Below are 19,183 nucleotides of genomic sequence, written 5' to 3'. Positions count from 1 at the left end.
CCTCCTAGGGCAGCATTCTGCGCCTTAATGCGTGTTCCGCATATCTATGTTTGCTTGTCTGCAACTGCCTAATGTGATGTTGGCCAAGATAGATAGGCGTTTTGTTTATCGATCTCTCGAAGCCGTGTCTGGCACGGTTGCAACAGCGGCTATCAGAAAATCCGATAGCCAAATGGCATTTTCATCGGAAAGAGGTCCAAGCCGCAACATGGTGGTCTCACCTTCAATTATGACACTCGCCCACGACAACAGCCCCGTCCCAATCAGGACATCTTCGATTTTGGCTAGTTCGATGGAACGCCTCCATAGTGGCAGCGGCCCGATACCCCAACCGACAGTTAGCCTTTCGGGCGTGACTCGTACCCAGAATGAGATCAACAGCCATAGAGAAAGGACGCCCACCAGAATGGACAATGCCAACACTGTGTTGATTGGGTTAGCCGGGACCATGACCCCAACAATGACTGCAGACAACAGGATCGGCGCAGCGATCACAACAATGGGAGCGCCTGCTTGTCGCAGGTGTGTGTACAGAACGTCATCGTCAAGCGTCCAGTGAGTCCCTGGAGGAGGCGATGCATCGGGATTAAAGTTTGTTTTCACCACACCTTGAAGGACGAGATCCCGGAGTGGTTTTCCCAGATCTTCGGGTTCGCGGCGCACAGTTCTTCCATCTCCCAGATCCCGAATGGCCGGCAGATTGCACGTTTTCGCCGCCTCCTGCCAGCGTCCGCGCATGCCCGTAACCTCTTGCGATGTATAGAGGTTTACGTTGCGGTTGCTGTCAGTTTCATGAACCAGTTCCAGTATCTGAAATACATCTTGTCGACGGCGCCGATGCGCAGACAACGCGCCGCGTTGGACGGTCTTTTCACACCATCGCACCGCAGAGAAACTGGCAAGAGGTGCTGTTAGGACTTCACCCTCTCTCTCAACGGTGACCATATCACCTTCGATGCGATATTCGTCGGAGTAGTCAGTGCCAATCGCCGCAAGCGGCACCAGAGGTTGACCACGGATCAGCCGAAATAATGCGGCGACGGCGATGATTGCAAGGGCGGCGTAAAGGATAAAAAAGCTGTCCATAACGAAGGAAATCCCAACAAAGACTGCAAGGAACAGCCCATTGGAAATCAACGTACCACTTGACACCTTCGGACCTGCAAGCCGATGGCTGGATCCATCACCCTTTCTCGCGTTTAAATTCCTTCTCATATCACTAAATTGCCTTTAACTTTTCGATATAGCATTGGCACTAATTGAAAAAACTATGTTGAAACTATCAATTAGCTTGATGCTTTTTGCAATGACGTTGATCGGCGGCAATCGTGCTTAGGGCAGGAGAGCTCTGGGCGGGGTGGGATCTCTTAAATGGTTGTCTGAGGATGAATGCTAGAGTCTGTTGATAGTGGGGCGAAGTTTGTCACATGAAGGTGCGAAGGTCCCTGCAAGCGTGATTTCGAATATCCCAAAATCCCTAATCAACAAATGCTCGACAAACATGTCGCGAGCGCAAATTTGAGCATCATTCCTAATAGCAACCATAAGCCGTTTTCTAGCAATGATGTATGGGTGAATCCCGCACTTTGTCACTCCACGGTCACCATCACCAAACTCGACGAAATCCCACGTAATTGTGCGAAATTGCACCTTTCCCCCTGACCGCTACGTCTTCTGGGGATCTACAATTTGGTTCATTCCAATTCACTTTACTTGAATTGCATTAACTAACCTGACAACCCAATCTCGCCCATGGCATGCAAGAGGTCAGCGGTTCGACCCCGCTAGGCTCCACCAAATCCTCTTCCTAGATTTGATAATGGTTTGAACCGGTTACGCGGTATCCGTCTACCGTTCGTGCATTGTGTCACCAGTTTGCATGCAGTCCTGTGTCACCTCTGTGTCACTCGTTTGGGTTACAGGCGAGCTGGTTTGAATCCAAAACTTTTAGATCTTTATGCGGGAAGAGCTCGTGGGCTGGCTGCTTCCGGCTCATACCCTAGGGGTGCTCGATTTGGGTGGCTGAGGGGGGAAACTTCACGGCAGGCATTTGGAGTGATCGTAGCTTGGTCCGTTTGAAATCCTCATTTCTTAGGGTGCTGCAGACTCTCGGTCTCACCTCTGAGCGACTACCCGATGTTCACGAGTGCATGACAATCGCCTGCGAAGCTGGGTTTAACGCTCGTTGGTTTCTATTTGGGTGCACGCATTAGGCGTGGACTGACGTCATTGCAATCGCATCGCCAGAGCGTTGCATCCCGCCCTTCGGTTGGCGCCGTCACGTCTTCCATGCTGAGGAGTAGATTGTGTTTGGGCAGGTCATGCAAGTTGACATGAAATATGAATCATGTTTCATGTTGAGGAGAAAATCTAGGGAGGACTTTCAATGTTACGCATTTTTGCGTTGGCCGCTGCAGGGGTTTTGACGACATCCGCAGCCAATGCCGAAATCCGCATTGCCCACGTTTATGGCAAAACGGGCCCGTTCGAGGCTTATGCGGCGCAATCACACAATGGTCTGAAGCTGGGGCTGGAATATGCCACCGGTGGAACTATGGAGATCAATGGCGAAAAGATCGTCCTGATCGAGAAAGACACTCAGCTTAAGCCAGACATCGGTCGAGCCCAGTTGGAAGAAGCCTATGGTGATGACGATGCACATATTGCCGTCGGTCCCGTAAGTTCGGGGGTGGCGCTGGCAATGCTGCCGGTCGCCGAGGAATATGAGCGTGTGCTGATCGTCGAACCTGCTGTGGCGGATTCGATCACCGGCGCCAACTGGAACCCCTATATCTTCCGCACTGGTCGCAACTCTTCGCAGGATGCAATCGCGAACGCAGTGGCCTTGGGTGGTGAAGGCGTGACCATTGCGACCTTGGCGCAGGATTATGCCTTTGGTCGCGACGGTGTGGCCGCATTCAAAGAGGCATTGGGGGCCACCGGTGCTTCTATTGCGCATGAAGAATACGTGCCGACGGATACCACCGATTTCACCGCCGCCGCCGAACGGATCTTCAACGCAATGGGTGACATTGAAGGCGACAAGAAGCTGTTCATCATCTGGGCCGGTGGTGGCAACCCCATGAGCAAGATCAATGCGATGGAGCCCGAGCGCTTTGGTGTTGAGATTGCCACCGGCGGCAACATTCTTGCTGCTTTGAAAGCCTACAAAGAGCTGCCCGGTATGGAAGGCGCAACTTATTACTATTATGAGATCCCACAGAACCCCGTGAACGAGTGGCTGGTCAAAACTCACTTCGAGCGTTTTGACAGCCCGCCTGATTTCTTCACTGCGGGCGGCATGGCTTCGGGTCTTGCGATCGTTGAGGCGATCAAAAAGGCTGGTGGCGCTGAAGACACCGAGGCCTTGATCAAGGCAATGGAAGGCATGTCATGGGAGACCCCCAAAGGCACGATGATGTTCCGCGCTGAAGACCATCAGGCAATGCAGGCCATGTATCACTTCCGCACCGAAATTCAGGATGGCAAGGACTATGGTGTGCCGGTTCTCGTGCGTGAGATCGGTATGGATGAAATGAAAATCCCGGTGCGCAACTAAGCCCGGAATTTTCTGAACCTGTCCTCGGGGTGACCTTTCGGGTCACCCCAATCTGGCAGGGAAAGAGCTTTATGACCCAGACACTTCTAGAAACAGATGCGCTGACTGTGCGTTTTGGTGGCCATGTGGCAGTTGATGCGGTTTCCTGCAGCTTTCATGCGGGCGAATTGACGGCAATCGTTGGTCCTAACGGGGCAGGCAAGACGACCTACTTCAACCTGATTTCGGGGCAGGTCCCGGTCAGCTCTGGCAAGGTAAAGCTGATGGGCGAGGACATCACGCGCCTGGGTGTGGCGGACCGTTGCCGCCGCGGGTTGGGTCGTGCGTTTCAGCTGACCAATCTGTTTCCCAGCCTTACCGTTCTGGAAAATGTGCGACTGGTGATCCAGTCCCGCCAACACAAAGGTTTTGGCTTCCTCTCAATGGCCGATAGCCACTCGGAGTTGACCGTAGCGGCAATGGCCATTCTGGAACGCGTGCGTCTGGACAATCAGAAATATCAAACCGTGTCAGAGCTTTCGCATGGGGACCAGCGAAAGCTGGAAGTCGCGCTTCTGATCGGTCTTGATCCGATGGTCTATATGTTCGACGAACCGACCGCTGGGATGAGCGTCGATGAAGCTCCGGTGATCCTTGACCTGATTGCTGAAATCAAAGCTGACCGTGAACGGACCGTTTTGCTGGTCGAACACAAGCTGGATGTTATCCGCAGCCTCGCAGACCGAATTATTGTTTTGCATAATGGTGCATTGGCTGCCGACGGGTTACCCGCCGAGGTGATGGCCTCGGCTGTGGTGCAAGAAGCCTATATGGGCAAGGAGCTGGATCATGTCTGACCCGATCCTGTCACTGAACGCGGTGCATACGGATATCGCGCAATACCACATTCTTCAGGGCGTCGATCTGGCGGTGCCGCGTGGTCAGGTGACCATGCTGCTGGGGCGCAATGGTGTAGGCAAGACCACAACCCTGAAAACCATCATGGGGCAATGGACCGCAAAGTCCGGCGAAATCTTGTTTGACGGGCAGGATATAACCCGGATGCCGGTGTCAGCACGCGCCCGGGCCGGGATTGGGTTCGTCCCCGAGGATATGGGTATCTTTCACGACTTGACCGTGGAAGAAAACATGATGCTCGGGTGCGCGTCAGGTCCGCTTGATCCCAATCGCAAAGCGTGGCTTCTGGGCGCGTTTCCAGCGCTGGGCACCTTTTGGCACAGCGAGGCGGGCAACCTGTCTGGTGGGCAGAAGCAAATGCTGTCCATTGCCCGTGCTATGGCAGAGGACCGGGAATTATATCTGATTGATGAACCCACTAAGGGGCTTGCCCCTGCTATCGTCTCGACCATGGCGCAGGCGCTGAGAGAGCTGAAGGCTCAGGGTGCATCGATCCTGCTTGTGGAACAGAATTTCTCGGTTGCCAAAGCTTTGGGGGACACTGCCGCAGTCATGGATGACGGGCGCGTGATCTGGAGCGGCGCCATGGCCGAATTGGCCGAAAATAATGACCTGCAGGAACGCCTGATGGGTCTCAGCATGGAGGCGCATTGACATGACCGCAGCCCCCGATCACAAACCCACCTTCGCCCAGATCAGCCTGATCGAGCAGTTGGACAAAGCGCTGCCAATACTCTTGGTGCCCATTCTGGTGGTGCTTGGATTTCTTGCTATTGGCGCGCCATCGTCTTGGTTGACTCTGACCGTTTCGGGATTGGCCATGGGGATGATGATCTTCATCATGGCGTCGGGTCTAACGTTGGTGTTTGGGCTGATGGATGTGATCAACTTTGGACACGGCGCCTTTGTTTCGGTTGGCGCCTTTGTGGGGATTTCTGTTCTGATCGCGTTGGGGGAATGGACCGGCACGGCGTCCCTCCTGTTGAATATCTCGGCCGTGTTCCTGGCGGTTGTTGCGGCAATGGCTGTGACCGGTGTGATGGGATGGGGTTTTGAACGGGTCATCGTCAAGCCGGTATATGGCGCGCATTTGAAGCAGATCCTTGTCACGGTTGGTGGCCTAATTGTTGTCGAGCAGCTGATTCATGTGGTCTGGGGACCTGATGAGATCTTCATCAGCCGTCCTGAAACCTTGAAAGGTGCAATCACCTTCGCCGGGGCGGCTGTCGAGAAATACCGCCTGCTGGCGGTGGGTGTCGGTCTGGTTCTATTCCTTGCCATGCGTATGGTTTTGCGCCGTACCAAAATTGGCTTGATTGTCCGCGCCGGTGTCGAGAACGGCCCGATGGTCGAGGCGCTGGGCTATCGTCTGCGTATGGTTTTCATCGGTGTCTTCGTGGCTGGCTCGGCACTTGCCGGACTTGGGGGTGTCATGTGGGGGCTCTATCAAGAGGTGATCACTGCTGGCATGGGTGAAAAGATGATGGTTTTGGTGTTCATCGTCGCCATTATCGGAGGGTTGGGCTCGGTCGAGGGGGCCTTCATCGGCGCGCTCTTGGTGGGGCTGATGCAGAACTATGTCGCGTTTCTTGAGCCAAAACTGGCATTGGTGTCCAACATTGCACTGATGACCGCAATCCTGATGTGGCGGCCTCAGGGCATGCTGCCTGTTGTGAAGGCGAAATAAGATGATCGTAAAGCTTCTCTCTGGGGATCAACCACGCTCGAAAGTGCTGACAACCCTGTTGCTATTGATCCTGATTTGTCTTGCCGGGGCACCGTTCATCTTTGACGGGGTGCGACCGTTGGATACCGCGGCGCGGATCTGCATCTTTATCGTTCTGGTGGCGAGCTATGATCTTCTGCTTGGGTATGGCGGTATTGTCAGTTTTGCTCATACGATGTTCTTCGGTCTCGGCGCCTATGGCGTTGCACTGGCCTCAACTCATATGGGGCGGGGCTTCGATGCCCTTCTGGTCGGCACCATTTCCGGTGCGATTGCCGCGGTTGTACTGGCCCTACTGATTGGGCTGTTCAGCTTGCGGGTCAGAGCCATTTTCTTTGCAATGATCACATTGGCAGTGGCATCTGCAGTGGCGGTCTTGGTGTCGCAATTTTCCGGAATTACCGGTGGTGAAGACGGGCTGACCTATAAGATCCCACGCGTGCTCACGTCGGCCAATCGGATGGGCGAGTTTTTGGGCACGCGGATCAGTGGCAAGATCCTGAATTACTATCTGGTGTTCACTGCTTCGTTGATCCTGTTCTTGCTGCTGCTTCGTATCGTGAATTCACCCTTCGGTCGCGTGTTGCAGGCCATCCGTGAAAACGACTTCCGAGCCGAAGCGATTGGTTATCGCGTTGTTTGGTATCGCACCGTGGCCACCTGTCTGTCGGCTGCCACCGCGGCTGTTGCCGGTAGCCTATTTGCAATCTGGTTGCGTTACGTCGGACCCGATACCACACTTAGCTTCGAGATCATGTTGGACATTCTTTTGATGGTTGTGATTGGCGGCATGGGGACGATGTATGGCGCAGTGATTGGCGCAACTCTGTTTGTTCTGGCGCAGACTTATCTGCAGAATTTTATGGGCAGCGCATCCGAAGCGACGGCGGCCCTGCCGCTGATCCCCGATCTTCTTGACCCTGATCGTTGGCTGATGTGGTTGGGCATTCTGTTCATTCTTAGCGTCTATTTCTTCCCAACCGGCATTGTTGGCCGTCTGCGGCAGGGGCGTAGCTCGTGACTATTCCCGTTCTTCTCTTACACGGTTGGACAATGCGGGGGGCCGTGTTTGACGATGTCGCGCAAAGGCTGGGGGCGGACTTCACCTGCCTCGCGCCAGATCTTCCAGGACATGGTGAACAGCGAGAGGGCGACCTGAGCCTTGACGCGTGCGCTGCACTTGTCGGACGCTGTGTGGACCGCTTGGATCAGCCCATATTGGTGGGGTGGTCGATGGGGGCCGGGGCTGCCTGGCGGTATATCTCGACCCATGGCACATCGGGCCTTCGAGGGTTGGTCACCATCGATATGAGCCCGCGCATGTTGCCAGATACTGACTGGGATCTGGGATTGGCAGGACAGAATGCCGAGGCCATCTTGGCGGCCTCAGGCAAAATCGAACCGTATTGGCCGCGTGTGTCTGAAAGCATCTCGCGTAACATGTTTGCGCAGGGCAGCGATCCGACCTTAAGCCGATCGGCGGTCCGTGGGTTCCTTTCGGCGCAGGATCCGGCGATTCTCCGGCCGCTCTGGGATGATCTGGTTGCAATGGACGAACGCGAGACGATTGCCAAAATCGACATTCCATATCTGGTGTGTTTCGGGGCGCAAAGTCAGCTGTATACACATCGCGTGGCCGACTGGATCGCAGCTCAGGCAGGGAATGCGCAGCTGCAGTGCTTTGAGCACTCGGGGCATTCGCCGCATTTGGAAGAGCCAGATTCGTTTTGCGATGCCATTCGGAGCTTTGTTGCGGCACAAGGGCTGGAAACTTCACGCTTTGAGCCCGAAAGGACCTGACGCCCATGCCAACCAACGCGAAACCCAAAACCAAACGTGGAATGGAACGCCGGGCTAAGATCTTGGCTGCGGCCGAGCAGGTGATTGGCGAGAAAGGCTTTACCGCAGCGTCGATTGCCGACATCACCCGCGCCGCGGATACCGCGCTTGGAACATTCTACATCTATTTCTCTGGTAAAGACGAAGTGTTCCGCGAACTGGTGCAGGATATGGGCCATGCGACCCGGTCTCAGGCAACGGCACATATTGCGGGCGCAACCAATCGGCTTGAGGCCGAACGGGCAGGCCTTAAGGCATATTTGACAGTCGTGAGAGAACGGCCAATGCAATACCGGATTGTGGAAGAGGCCCGCTTTGTCGATCCCGAAGCCTATCGCGAATACTACTCTGAATTTGGCAAGGCCTATGCAGATCAGTTGGATCAGGCTGCTAATAAGGGCGAGATTTCTGACGGGGACGCTGAAATCCGTGCATGGGCTTTGATGGGGATTGCTAAGACTTTGGGTGAGCGTTTCGTGCTATGGGAAGACGATGTTGATATCGACCGTGTCGTCGACGAGGCCCATGATTTCATCTGCAATGGGTTGGCGCCATGAGTGACCGGGTTTCGACAGATCAGGTTGATCTGGCCAGTGGCGGCAGCTGCTTCCGGATCGCCATGCAGGCACCGCGTGCCAATGCGCTTGAACCGGGCTTTCTTGCGGACCTCCATCGTTGTCTTGATGAGCTGGAAGCGTCAGGCGCGCAGAAAGCGCTTTTCACCGGAGGGCGGAACTTTTCGTCTGGTGGTGACGTCGGGAAGTTCTTTGAAGCCGCGAAAAGAAATAATGCCGAGGCCTATGCCGACCAGGTGGTTCCGGTGTTGCAAGATCTTGTGATGCGGATGATCGAGTTGCCCGTGGTGTTTGCTTCGGAGATACGCGGCGCGGTAACCGGTGGGTCAGCTGGTATCGTTTTCGCTTCTGATCTGGTGGTGGCAGCACCAGACGCCTTTGTCCAACCTTATTATGGTGTGATGGGGTATGCGCCGGATGGTGGCTGGACCGCAACATTGCCCGAGCTGATTGGCGTGGGACCCGTGCAGGGGTGGCTTTTGGCCAACCATCGACATGCTACAGACGCGCTCGCGCAGTTGGGCTTGGTTCATGCTGTAGACGCCGATCCAGAAGCGCGGGCTTTGGCGTTGCTGGATGAGGTCGAAACGGGCTTTGCCTTGGCCACGAAATCCATGCTCTGGAATGACACTCGGCGGAGCGCAGTTCGCGCAGCGCTTGATGCAGAGACTTCTGCTTTCCGCACTTTGATCGGGCGGCAAGAAGTTCTGTCGCGCATGACACAGTTTTTACAATCAACCGGATGAATGAGATGTTTGACATGATCCCGGATATGGCAGCAAAGCGGGCGGAAATGACGCCTGATGCTTTGGCGTTTCACGATACGGTCTCGGGTCGTGACTGGAGCTTTGCTCAGGTCAATGATGCTGCCAATGCGGTCGCTGCTGGGCTGCTGAGGACGCAGAATTTGGGTGAAGGCGACCGAGTTGCAATTATATGCGAGAACCGGGCTGAGTTTTTCATCACATTGTTTGCTTGCCAGAAAATCGGTGTAATTCTTTGCCCGCTAAACTGGCGTCAGCCGGCTTTGGAACTTGCCGAAACCGTCACGCAAGTTGGGATCGACCTAATGCTGAGCGATGCGGTGTTCGAGGTGACAGCGCGCGAGGTGGCCCGTGAAGCGGGAGTGCAAGTCGCGACAATCGAACAGGATCTGGCCGCGTGGATAGATGCGGGTGGACCCGTTCTGAGCGCACCTGTTCCTGCGGAACGGCCTTGGTATTTGCTGTTTACTTCTGGAACGACAGGGCTGCCCAAAGCTGTGGTGCAAACTGCGCGTATGGCTTGGGCTAACGCGGTGAGTATTGGGCAGGCGATTGATCTTGTTTCGACCGACCGGGCGGTTTGCTTCCTGCCGCTGTTTCACACCGCTGGCATCAATCTTTACACCCTGCCGGTGTTCTTGGCCGGGGGCAGCTCGACGATCTTGCCAAAGTTTGATCCAGACGTGGTGCATGGACTGCTTGCATCGCAGCAGATCAGTCAGTTCTTTGGCGTGCCTGCTGTCTATCAGGCGTTGTCCCTGATGCGTGAGGTCGGACAGATCAACTGGTCCAACATCCGTTGCGGTTGCGGCGGGGCGCCGTTGCCTGAACCTTTGATCCGGTTTTTCGCCGACAAAGGGGTCAATGTGCTTAACGGTATGGGAATGACCGAGACGGGGCCGACGGTTTTTTTGATGGATCCTGGCCATGCGGGCGAAAAGATTGGGTCGGTTGGAAAACCACAAAGCCTTGCCGAGGTGCGCCTTGCGGGCGTTGCGGATGGAGCCGAAGGGACAGGAGAGCTTCAATTGCGTGGCCCGGGGGTCACGCCAGGATACTTCGAAAATCCCGAAGCCACGGCCAAAACATTTACTGATGACGGGTGGTTGGCGTCCGGTGACGTCGCACGTCGTGACGCCGACGGCTACTACTATATCGTCGATCGTATCAAGGACATGTTCATTTCGGGAGGTGAGAACGTCTATCCCGCCGAGGTCGAACGTATTTTGAATAACCACCCTGCGATTTTGGAAAGCGCAGTGGTGGGTGTCTCCGATGCAAAATGGGGCGAGGTCGGTGCAGCTTTCGTCATGTTGAGGCCCGACGAGGCGCTGGCACCTGAGGATCTGCGTCCTTGGTGCCGTGACCGACTGGCCGGGTACAAAGTACCAGCTCACATTCGTTTCATTGATGATTTTCCTCGCACGGCCGCCGGGAAAATCCGCAAACCTGACCTGCTAGAGATGTTTGTAAATGCTTGACTTGAAAGAATACTGGACACCCACGCAGGCTGAGTTCGATGCCTTCGCTAAGGTCTCGGGTGATGACAACGCGATCCACGTTGACCCATCCTTTTGTGCAACATCTGCCTTTGGCCGCACGGTCAGCCACGGCATGCTGATTTACTCCAAGTTGTGGGGAATGCTGAAGCGCCACAACGCGATGATTACGCAGACTAGCCAAAGTATGATGTTCCCAAATCCAGCTTATACTGGTGAAGAGCTAAGCTTGCAGATTCTTGAAGATACGCCCGGTCACGTTCAGATGCGTGTTGTCCGGGTCGTGGATGGGGCAGAATGTTTGGTAGGGGAGGCAGAGATCACATGCTGAGCGTTGGGCAAACGGCGCAAATCACGCGCATTTACACATCAGAAGACCTGACAGCCTATCAAGCCCTGAGTGGAGCAGTGGGCGACAACGTTCCGGAGCCTCTGATCGCGGCGCTCTTTTCCTATTTGTTAGGGGTCGAATTGCCGGGGTCGGGAACCAATTACCTCAAGCAGGATCTGGCGTTCAAAGCCCCGCCGCCGATGAATACCGCGTTGGAAGCCAAAGTCGAAATCACCCGCCTGCGCCCGGACAAACATCTGGTGGATCTTTGGGCCAGCTGCACTGCGCCTGATGGCACCGTGATCTGCGAAGGGCGCAGTCTGGTAAAAGCCAAAGACGTTGTCGGAGCGTTTTCGAGCTAAGGCACTAAAAAGGGCGTTTTCCTAGATCGAGGCCGACCCTACGACGTGCGCCGTTTCACTACGACAGGCGATCGAACGGCTTAAGGACCGTGGACTCCACTTTTCCGATTTGCGCACGCGGACGAAGAAGGTGGCACCCTTCTTTCCATGCTTGGCACAGACCTCGTTGCCGAATAATCCGTATAAGGGGCGAACCCAGATATCGTGGTCCGCATCAATGGCAGCAATTTGCTCTCCGTCGGCCACTTGGGTGCCAAGATTGATGCCGATCCCGCAGTCAGCATACTTGGTCAACCATTCCGCCCGACGATCCTCGCTGGGGAGATTGGCTTGATAGGACACCCAATTCGTAATTGCCGGTTTCTTTTCTTGAGGTTTTTCGGGCAAGGCTGACAAACCGACCGCCCAGAATTTTGGCGCTTCAGCTGCGAAAGCTCCTTTAGCCATCTTGTTGCCCTCCAGATTTCTGGGCTTCAATGACGGCAGTGATTTCGGAAAGGCGCACGCGGACACGCTGGCACAACGGGCGATAGCTTGGCACGAGGCCGGTTTTCACCGCACGGTGCTGGGTTGTCGCAGGGATACCCAACAGGCCGGCGGCTTTGGGGATGGTGAGGAAGCCCTCACAAACAATAGAATGATCTTTCGTCATCTCGTTCTTTCGTATTCTGGGAAACGAGATGCCAGCCAGCGAGGGGTGTGCCTCTGGGACGTAACCAGTTACCGGAAACTGGCCGGCCTTTAGGTTCGCCACTTACATGACCTGAATTCAGGTGGGCTCATCACCATTTGGGATGCTCCGGTCGGAACCCTTAGTGCTTCCTATGTCCGTGACTTCACTTTAGTGGTCAGAATGCCACATTACCTTGTGGGTGGTGAGTTGTCCGCCCCACTATCTAGTGGTGGCTCCGAGGGGTGACACCCAAATGACCAAGGATTTCATGTTCGTCGAGTGACAATGCCCTCAAGAGGTAGTCGTCTACCTCGAAAATGGCTTTCGAAATCCTTTTAGAATATTGGAAGGCGGTTGCTGATTTCATGAGAGCCAATCCGAGCTTCAGAGACGCCAAGCAAGAGGTTTGTATTTGGAAGGCTGTCAGACGCGGCGCCAGGACAGTCAATGCCAGCGGGAAGAAAGATGCCTCAGTTCTTGAGCCTGTGTTTGATTTGCACCAATGGCCAACAATTATGAAAATAAGTTTAGGCAATTGGCACGCGCCGTTTACCGTAGCCTGATTGGCCACCAACAGGCATGTTGGTCATGTTTCAGGGGGCTTTATTCAAAAATTATTGAGGGGATGATTGTGCGCCATACTTCAGTTAAACGAAATTCCACTAGTGCAGAGCCATATTTTATTGACGATCTACACTCATTTTTCACCCGTTTGTTTGGCCGAAGAATGGTGACGAATAAGCCGCTATCCGAGAGGAGGTCGGAAGAGATCTGTCAGCGAAATAATCTCTGCCATAAATCCAAACGAGGACAATCGGCCCGTCGCCCGAAATTTATTGTCGGAAGTTGGACCAAAGCATTCGCGATTGCGGCATGCACGTTGGGTTTTGTTGGTGCAGCACAGGCGCAAGAAGTAACCAGCGCCTCTGTCTCCCCGACAACTTATTCCGGCTCCGGAGAAACGCTGACGTTCACTATCAATGCGAATACCGGAAACGAAGTGCTCTCCTCACCTGCCGTCTCCTCGAGCATTGGTGTCTCGTACACGTGCTCTCCAACCTCGGGTGGAACGAACTCAAACTTCACCTGTTCGGGCACTTACACAACGCAGGCTGGCGATGCCACAACGGGTGCGGGCGTGTATGAAAATGCTACGGTCACCAATCGTGGCGGCCTAACCCAGATGCTGATAGGTGGCGGCAACCCGACGATGTCAGCAACCTATGTCGCGCCTTCCCCACCAAGCGACACGACCCCACCGACGATCACAAATATGCCCGCAAACATCACGCAGTCGACCGACCCTGGTGTTGCCGCTGCGGTGGTCAGCTGGACCGCGCCAACCTATAGCGACAATGTCGGAGTGACGTCCTCGGGTTGCTTTCCGTCGTCGGGTTCGACCTTTAGTCTTGGCACAACGACTGTGACCTGTAGTGCATCTGACGCGGCCGGAAACACTACGTCGGAGAGCTTTTCAGTAACGGTGAATGACAACGAAGCACCTGTCGTTACTGTGCCTGCCGATATCACGGTGAATACCGACCCCGGGCAGGCGACGGCTGTTGTCAACTTCACGCCAATAGCCACCGACAATGTCGGCGTGACAAGCCTTGTCTCGACGCCGGCCTCGGGTTCCGTGTTCCCGGTCGGCACCACGACGGTTTCGGTCACCGCTACGGATGCCGCTGGCAATACCGATACCAAAACCTTCACGGTGACGGTGAATGATGGCGAAGCACCTGTCTTCACATCCAGTCAGGCTGATATCAATGTCGAAATCAGCTTCAACCTTACCAGCGCCGTCGTTAATTTCCCGACGCCGACTGCTTCGGACAACTCGGGAACAGTGACGGTGACGCAGACGCAGGGGCCGACCTCGGGCAGCGCTTTCCCGGTAGGCACAACGCTGGTCGAGTTCACGGCGACGGATCCAGCCGGATTGACAACAACACTGCAATTCAACGTCACGGTTTCTTTGATCCCACCGGGCACGGTCACCTTCATTGTGAACTCACCTGATGACGGAACTATCACCTTCTCTTCCGCCACCCCTGCCTTCAACACCCCTGTTGTGGTCAGCGGCGGAACGGGCAGCTCTGGCCCCTTGCAGGTCGAGCCGGGAACTTACGCCGCCACCTATGCATTGCCGGCGGGCTTCGTAGTGACCTCGGCCAGTTGTAGTTCGGGCAGCGGAACGGTCAATGTCGGGGCGCAGTCCTTGGCCCTGAACTTTGCCCGAGGTGAGACCTATACCTGCACGTTGGAATCATTTGATATCGCGACGCCGACTGCCACACAGATCCAAAATTTCATGGACAATCGTGGCCGCCAGATCATGGGCAACCGTCCCGGGCAAGATCGCCGCATCGCGCGCGTCGATGGCAATGCAAGCCCCAACAGGGTGTCGTTGTTTGGTAATGACGTGACGCGCGGATCGTCGCTTGTTGGAGTGGATGTGACGCGAGATCGCGTCGATCTTTCCTTTGCGTCGACCAGCGCAAGTGAAGATCCGCTGTCGGCCAGATCAGACTGGGATGTCTGGGCAGAACTCAGCTTCACGCGGTATGAAACCAGCTTTAGCGAAGGTCGGTTCGGCGTTCTGCATGTTGGGGCGGACTACCGAATTGGGCAGAATGCCATCTTGGGCTTTGGCGCCCAGGTCGACTCTGTGAAGGAAGATGTTCTCGGCTCGACCGCAACAACCAAGGGCGTTGGTTGGATGGTCGGGCCCTACTACACGGCCCAGATCGACGAAGGCCTCTATTTTGATGCCAGCCTAAGTTACGGGCGCGCCAGCAACGAAGTGTCGCCACTTGGTACGTTCTCAGATGAGTTCGACTCCGAACGCTGGCTTGGATCTATCAGCCTCTTTGGCAGCATCAATCAGGGCAATCTGAACATTCAGCCCAACGTCTCGATCAACTACTTCGAAGAAACCTCCGAAGCCTATGTCGACTCGCTGGCCATACCGATCGCAGCAAGGACAACCAGGCTTGGAGATATCGAACTTGGGTCGCGCTTCACCTGGAGTGATCCAATGGGCGATTTCAGCAACTATCTAGAGTTTGAAGGTGTCTACACCTTCGAGGCCGGCGATCAGATCGCAAGCACCTCCACGGTACAAAGCGGCGTTCGTGGACGCATAGGCTTTGGCGGCATGGTGATGGTTTCTGATCAAGGGACCATTGAGTACGGGGTCAGATATGACGGGATTGGCGACAGCGACTATGAAGCGCTCTCGCTCAACATTGGATACTCGCGGCAGTTCTGATCTCGCTCCTATAGCTGCCAACTTAATACCTAGAGGTGGCCCGACTTATCTCGGGCCACCGTTAACAGGTCCAAGCTGCAGCGTTGGCCTAAACAACTTTAGGCCCACGCCTTCGATCACTATTTTCTCAATCATTACGCAGAGCCTTTGTTCTGGCTCACGCAGGCTTCGCGGAAAGCGTTGCTGCTCCGGCACGATGATAAATGAGTTGGGGAAGAGGCAAGCGCCGTCAGTTTCTTTAAAGCAGTCATTCAGTGAAAGTTCCTCGAACGGCTGCAAGGGGCCGGGGGCAGATCTTAGTTATCGAGTGAGGTCGCCCCTTTGTCACTTTCTTGTCACCACCACCAAATCTCTTTCCCAGACTTGATAATGGTTTGAACCGGTTACGCGATAACCGTCTACCATTCGCGCATTGTGTCACCAATTTGCATGCAGTCCTGTGTGAAGCCAAAGTTGTCAAACGCAGGGCGGCTTGGAGCCGCAAGTATTAATGCAAGCTGTCGATAACGTGAGTAGAGCGGGTATACGCTGGGATATGGTCGCGTTGTACAGTTTTGGAATCTAATCGGGTATTGTGCTGGAAGGGGCCGCGGTAGACGCTCTCGCAAGAACTTTCAGGCCACAGTTAGTCGCTGTTTGTTTGTCAGAATGCCCAGCTACGACTTCTGTGATCAGGTCTGCAGCCAATGCGCCAATTCGCTTGGCCGGAATTCGGATAGTCGAAAGCGAAGGCTCGATCTCACCTGACCCTTTGAAGTCACCAATTCCCACAATTGACAACTCTTCTGGCACCCGCACGCCAATGTGTCTGGCAGCGTAAATTACGCCTTGGGCGATGATATCATTGCCGCACAAAATAGCTGTTGGTCGCGGCATGTGGGCCAGCAGGTCCGTGCAAGCGCGCTTGGCTTCTGAAATGCTATACGGCGCTTCGAGGCGCCATTGTGCGGGAACTTCAATCTGCTCATGTCGCAATTCTTCAACAGCACCATGCAATCTGTCATGTGCGCGGTCGTTGCCCGCCGGGTCAGGGAAGATCAACCCGATGTCGCGGTGACCCAGATCCAGCAAATGGCGCGCCGCCAGACGGCCAGCCTCGGAGTTCTGAACGCCAACGCAAGGCAGCCGCGCATCATCGGCGTAGTTCCAGATGGCGACGGTCGGAACGCCCTGTTGCTCGACCAGTTGGTACGTGGCTTCAGAATGCTCCAACCCGATAAGCGCCAATCCGTCGACACGATGCTCCATCAGTTTGCGCAACATTTTGTATTCGCGCTCCAGATCGAATCCGTGAGACGCGATCAGCATCGTAAAGCCGTGTTGATCCAACCCGTCCGAGAATGACTGGATCAATTCGGCGAAGATCGCGTTGTCGATGGTTGGCACCACAAGCCCGATAGTGCCGCTACGCCGCCCATGCATGACCTGGGCCGCGCGATTGCGAATGTAGCCCAGCCTTTGCACCGCCCTGTCGATCTTTTTGCGAGTCGCCGGTTTCAGCAAATCCGGATGATTGAAGCTTCTGGAAACCGTTGAGATGGAAACGCCTGCAGCCTTTGCGACATCGACAATATCAGGCTTACCCTTTTGTTTATGAGACATAAATTTGGCCTGTGTTGGGTCAAAAATGAAAACATTTGCAAAACTATTTTCATCTCTTAGCCTACAATGTCAACACGCGATCAAACACAGGATTACACCGTGGAATTTCTGTACTACTTCGGAGATGTCTTTACCCCGGTCTCATTCGGCTTACTGCTTTTGGGAACAATCGGAGGGCTAATTCTGGGTGCAACGCCCGGCTTGTCGCCGACCATGGCCGTGGCCTTGCTGATCCCATTTACGTTCCATTTGGCTCCCGTTCAGGGGCTGATCCTACTGGGTGCGGCCTATACATCCACGGTGGCGGGTGGCGCGGTCAGTGCGATCCTTTTGAAGATCCCAGGCGCACCCGCAAACATCGCAACTACGTTGGACGGCCACACCATGGCCAAGCAAGGCAAGGGCGCGCAGGCGCTTCAGCTGAGTTTCCTTGCCTCGGCTGTTGGTGGCGTGATCGGCGTGCTTCTGTTGATCTTCCTGACACCCGTTTTGGCGCAATGGGCGCTGGCCTTTGGCCCCAGCCACCTGTTCTGGCTCGCGATCCTCGGCGTCACCGTCATTGGGTCTCTTGACAGCGCCTCGGTGGTGAAAGGTCTTCTGTCAGGTTGCATTGGCCTATGGCTGGCGACCATTGGGTTTGACGACATCATGGGCGCGCAGCGGTTCATCTTCCACCCGGCGCTGGGCGGCGGCATCAACATCATCGCCGCGTTGATCGGGCTCTTTGCAATTCCGCAGGTTCTGACCATGTTCGCCAAAGGGCGCAACGCGACGAATGCAGAGGTGATTGAGGTCGAGAAGCATTCGATCATGGATGCTGTGCGCGAGATTTTGCGCCGTCCGAAGGCGCTGAGCATCGGCACCATCACCGGGTCGGTCATTGGCCTTATTCCGGGTGTCGGTGGGCAAATTGCGGGTCTTGTCGCCTATGACCAGACCAAGAAATTCAGCTCGGAACGTGAGAAATTTGGGAAGGGGCACAGCGAAGGGGTGATCGCTGCGGAAAGCGCGAATAACGCTATGGTTGGGCCCAGCCTTGTGCCGCTTCTGACGCTATCGATCCCGGGCTCCCCCACGGCGGCGGTACTGTTGGGCGGCCTTCTGATCCACGGGATTTTCCCGGGCACCGACCTGTTTGACAACCACCCGGACGTGGCGTGGACCTTCATCAATTCGATGCTGATCGGGCAGATCCTGATGTGCATCTTTGGCCTTTACGTCGCGGGCCTTGCCGCCCGTGTGGCACAGGTGCCGCAAAGCGTGATGGCCGCCGTTGTTCTGGGGCTCGCTGTCTTCGGCAGTTACTCGGTTCAGTCCAGCATGGGTGACGTCTATGTCATGGCAACGCTCGGCGTCATGATGTATTTCCTCGAGCGTTTCGGCTTCTCGGCCGCGCCTCTGGTGCTTGGCCTGATCCTTGGCCCGATCGCCGAGGCGAACTTCATCCAAGGATCAATGATCGCAGGGGCCACCGATGGGATGGCCAGCTATTTCCTGACTGGTGCGCTGAACATCGTCCTGATCGCCATCGTGATCGCCTCGATCGCCTACTCGGTTTGGATGGAACTTCGCAGCCGCCGTTACACATCAAAAGAGGAGATCATGGCATGAACTACGTCAGTCTTCCGCGCGTTCAGCACATCGTGGCGTCCGGCTTTATCGCAGCCGTCGGGATGTGGGTGGCGTGGGTCAGCTATACTCAACAGCCCGCCGAGGCATTCTTGTTTCCCCGCCTTATCTCGACCGTCTTTGTCGTGCTGGCCGTGTGGACGTTTGTCAAAGCGATACTTGGCTGGACAAAGGTCGGGCACGGCGTTTCACGCAGGGATTTCGTCTGGCTGCTGCCAGGTCTGATCGTTGCGCTTATCTACATCTTCTGGGCAGCAAAGGCGCTGGGCTTTTACACAGCCGGCACAATCGCTTTCTTCTTGCTGCTCAGCTTCTACGACCCTGCACCACATGGCGAAGCCAAAACCTGGATCAAGCGCGTGATCATCACCGCCGGGTTTCTAGCCGTGATGTACGGGCTCTTCGCCATGTTGCTCAAGGTTTACACACCACGAGAGATCTTTTTCTGAATGAGAC

The 19,183-nt window shown here is 55.3% G+C and carries 18 protein-coding genes; 14 read left to right on the top strand and 4 right to left on the bottom strand.

Annotation, left to right across the window (positions count from 1 at the left end; all coding sequences use genetic code 11):
• Positions 1-105 precede the first annotated feature (105 nt).
• Positions 106-1,152 (bottom strand): hypothetical protein, encoded by a 1,047-nt coding sequence (locus G0Q00_RS10770; protein WP_163039183.1) that lies wholly within the window; start codon positions 1,150-1,152, stop codon positions 106-108.
• Positions 1,153-2,386: 1,234 nt separating this feature from the next.
• Between G0Q00_RS10770 and G0Q00_RS10765 the strand changes: the two genes are divergently transcribed.
• From G0Q00_RS10765 to G0Q00_RS10715, 11 genes are all read left to right on the top strand, one after another.
• On the top strand, positions 2,387-3,559 hold the full coding sequence (locus G0Q00_RS10765; protein WP_163039182.1) for a substrate-binding domain-containing protein: 1,173 nt from the start codon (positions 2,387-2,389) through the stop codon (positions 3,557-3,559).
• 71 nt (positions 3,560-3,630) lie between these two features.
• Positions 3,631-4,395 (top strand): ABC transporter ATP-binding protein, encoded by a 765-nt coding sequence (locus G0Q00_RS10760; protein WP_163039180.1) that lies wholly within the window; start codon positions 3,631-3,633, stop codon positions 4,393-4,395.
• Positions 4,388-5,110 (top strand): ABC transporter ATP-binding protein, encoded by a 723-nt coding sequence (locus G0Q00_RS10755; RefSeq protein WP_163039178.1) that lies wholly within the window; start codon positions 4,388-4,390, stop codon positions 5,108-5,110. The genes G0Q00_RS10760 and G0Q00_RS10755 overlap by 8 nt, the downstream gene beginning before the upstream one ends.
• A gap of 1 nt (position 5,111) precedes the next feature.
• Positions 5,112-6,143, top strand: coding sequence for a branched-chain amino acid ABC transporter permease (locus tag G0Q00_RS10750; RefSeq protein WP_163039176.1), 1,032 nt, complete (start codon positions 5,112-5,114; stop codon positions 6,141-6,143).
• 1 nt (position 6,144) lies between these two features.
• A complete protein-coding gene (locus tag G0Q00_RS10745) occupies positions 6,145-7,203 on the top strand; it encodes a branched-chain amino acid ABC transporter permease (protein WP_163039174.1) in 1,059 nt (352 codons plus the stop codon).
• Positions 7,200-7,982, top strand: a complete 783-nt coding sequence (locus G0Q00_RS10740; RefSeq protein WP_370458562.1) for an alpha/beta fold hydrolase — start codon at positions 7,200-7,202, stop codon at positions 7,980-7,982. The genes G0Q00_RS10745 and G0Q00_RS10740 overlap by 4 nt, the downstream gene beginning before the upstream one ends.
• A gap of 5 nt (positions 7,983-7,987) precedes the next feature.
• Positions 7,988-8,578, top strand: coding sequence for a TetR/AcrR family transcriptional regulator (locus G0Q00_RS10735; protein WP_163039172.1), 591 nt, complete (start codon positions 7,988-7,990; stop codon positions 8,576-8,578).
• Positions 8,575-9,342, top strand: a complete 768-nt coding sequence (locus G0Q00_RS10730; protein WP_163039170.1) for an enoyl-CoA hydratase/isomerase family protein — start codon at positions 8,575-8,577, stop codon at positions 9,340-9,342. The genes G0Q00_RS10735 and G0Q00_RS10730 overlap by 4 nt, the downstream gene beginning before the upstream one ends.
• Positions 9,343-9,347: 5 nt before the next feature.
• Positions 9,348-10,841 (top strand): class I adenylate-forming enzyme family protein, encoded by a 1,494-nt coding sequence (locus tag G0Q00_RS10725; protein ID WP_163039168.1) that lies wholly within the window; start codon positions 9,348-9,350, stop codon positions 10,839-10,841.
• Positions 10,834-11,190 (top strand): MaoC family dehydratase, encoded by a 357-nt coding sequence (locus G0Q00_RS10720; protein WP_163039166.1) that lies wholly within the window; start codon positions 10,834-10,836, stop codon positions 11,188-11,190. The genes G0Q00_RS10725 and G0Q00_RS10720 overlap by 8 nt, the downstream gene beginning before the upstream one ends.
• Positions 11,184-11,552 (top strand): phosphate acetyltransferase, encoded by a 369-nt coding sequence (locus tag G0Q00_RS10715; RefSeq protein WP_163039164.1) that lies wholly within the window; start codon positions 11,184-11,186, stop codon positions 11,550-11,552. Before G0Q00_RS10720 ends, G0Q00_RS10715 begins: the two co-directional genes overlap by 7 nt.
• A 21-nt stretch (positions 11,553-11,573) precedes the next feature.
• Here G0Q00_RS10715 and G0Q00_RS10710 read toward each other — a convergent pair whose 3' ends face one another.
• Positions 11,574-11,999: a bifunctional DNA primase/polymerase gene (locus G0Q00_RS10710; RefSeq protein WP_163039162.1), complete on the bottom strand. Its 426-nt coding sequence runs from the start codon at positions 11,997-11,999 to the stop codon at positions 11,574-11,576.
• A complete protein-coding gene (locus tag G0Q00_RS10705) occupies positions 11,992-12,204 on the bottom strand; it encodes an AlpA family transcriptional regulator (protein WP_163039160.1) in 213 nt (70 codons plus the stop codon). Before G0Q00_RS10705 ends, G0Q00_RS10710 begins: the two co-directional genes overlap by 8 nt.
• Before the next feature lie 523 nt (positions 12,205-12,727).
• On the opposite strand from G0Q00_RS10705, the gene G0Q00_RS10700 reads away from it, so the two are divergent.
• Positions 12,728-15,496, top strand: a complete 2,769-nt coding sequence (locus tag G0Q00_RS10700) for an HYR domain-containing protein (RefSeq protein ID WP_163039159.1) — start codon at positions 12,728-12,730, stop codon at positions 15,494-15,496.
• Positions 15,497-16,057: 561 nt separating this feature from the next.
• Here the strand turns inward: G0Q00_RS10700 and G0Q00_RS10695 are convergent.
• Positions 16,058-17,098, bottom strand: coding sequence for a LacI family DNA-binding transcriptional regulator (locus G0Q00_RS10695; RefSeq protein WP_163039157.1), 1,041 nt, complete (start codon positions 17,096-17,098; stop codon positions 16,058-16,060).
• Between the two features lie 99 nt (positions 17,099-17,197).
• On the opposite strand from G0Q00_RS10695, the gene G0Q00_RS10690 reads away from it, so the two are divergent.
• Together G0Q00_RS10690 and G0Q00_RS10685 are read left to right on the top strand one after the other, a co-directional pair.
• A complete protein-coding gene (locus G0Q00_RS10690; protein WP_163040362.1) occupies positions 17,198-18,709 on the top strand; it encodes a tripartite tricarboxylate transporter permease in 1,512 nt (503 codons plus the stop codon).
• Positions 18,706-19,176, top strand: a complete 471-nt coding sequence (locus G0Q00_RS10685; protein WP_163039155.1) for a tripartite tricarboxylate transporter TctB family protein — start codon at positions 18,706-18,708, stop codon at positions 19,174-19,176. Before G0Q00_RS10690 ends, G0Q00_RS10685 begins: the two co-directional genes overlap by 4 nt.
• The last annotated feature ends 7 nt before the right edge of the window (positions 19,177-19,183 follow it).

The organism is Aliiroseovarius sp. PrR006, from assembly GCF_010500215.1.
Taxonomy (GTDB): domain Bacteria; phylum Pseudomonadota; class Alphaproteobacteria; order Rhodobacterales; family Rhodobacteraceae; genus Aliiroseovarius.
This window is presented reverse-complemented; position numbering and strand designations above follow the sequence as displayed.

Excerpts from the sequence above, each read along its gene's own strand:
- G0Q00_RS10695 (WP_163039157.1), bottom strand. The coding sequence starts at position 17,098 with ATGTCTCATAAACAAAAGGGTAAGCCTGATATTGTCGATGTCGCAAAG.
- G0Q00_RS10735 (WP_163039172.1), top strand. The coding sequence starts at position 7,988 with ATGCCAACCAACGCGAAACCCAAAACCAAACGTGGAATGGAACGCCGG.
- G0Q00_RS10700 (WP_163039159.1), top strand. The coding sequence starts at position 12,728 with ATGGCCAACAATTATGAAAATAAGTTTAGGCAATTGGCACGCGCCGTT.
- G0Q00_RS10765 (WP_163039182.1), top strand. The coding sequence starts at position 2,387 with ATGTTACGCATTTTTGCGTTGGCCGCTGCAGGGGTTTTGACGACATCC.
- G0Q00_RS10685 (WP_163039155.1), top strand. The coding sequence starts at position 18,706 with ATGAACTACGTCAGTCTTCCGCGCGTTCAGCACATCGTGGCGTCCGGC.
- G0Q00_RS10715 (WP_163039164.1), top strand. The coding sequence starts at position 11,184 with ATGCTGAGCGTTGGGCAAACGGCGCAAATCACGCGCATTTACACATCA.
- G0Q00_RS10760 (WP_163039180.1), top strand. The coding sequence starts at position 3,631 with ATGACCCAGACACTTCTAGAAACAGATGCGCTGACTGTGCGTTTTGGT.
- G0Q00_RS10755 (WP_163039178.1), top strand. The coding sequence starts at position 4,388 with ATGTCTGACCCGATCCTGTCACTGAACGCGGTGCATACGGATATCGCG.
- G0Q00_RS10725 (WP_163039168.1), top strand. The coding sequence starts at position 9,348 with ATGTTTGACATGATCCCGGATATGGCAGCAAAGCGGGCGGAAATGACG.
- G0Q00_RS10750 (WP_163039176.1), top strand. The coding sequence starts at position 5,112 with ATGACCGCAGCCCCCGATCACAAACCCACCTTCGCCCAGATCAGCCTG.
- G0Q00_RS10710 (WP_163039162.1), bottom strand. The coding sequence starts at position 11,999 with ATGGCTAAAGGAGCTTTCGCAGCTGAAGCGCCAAAATTCTGGGCGGTC.
- G0Q00_RS10705 (WP_163039160.1), bottom strand. The coding sequence starts at position 12,204 with ATGACGAAAGATCATTCTATTGTTTGTGAGGGCTTCCTCACCATCCCC.
- G0Q00_RS10730 (WP_163039170.1), top strand. The coding sequence starts at position 8,575 with ATGAGTGACCGGGTTTCGACAGATCAGGTTGATCTGGCCAGTGGCGGC.
- G0Q00_RS10745 (WP_163039174.1), top strand. The coding sequence starts at position 6,145 with ATGATCGTAAAGCTTCTCTCTGGGGATCAACCACGCTCGAAAGTGCTG.
- G0Q00_RS10720 (WP_163039166.1), top strand. The coding sequence starts at position 10,834 with ATGCTTGACTTGAAAGAATACTGGACACCCACGCAGGCTGAGTTCGAT.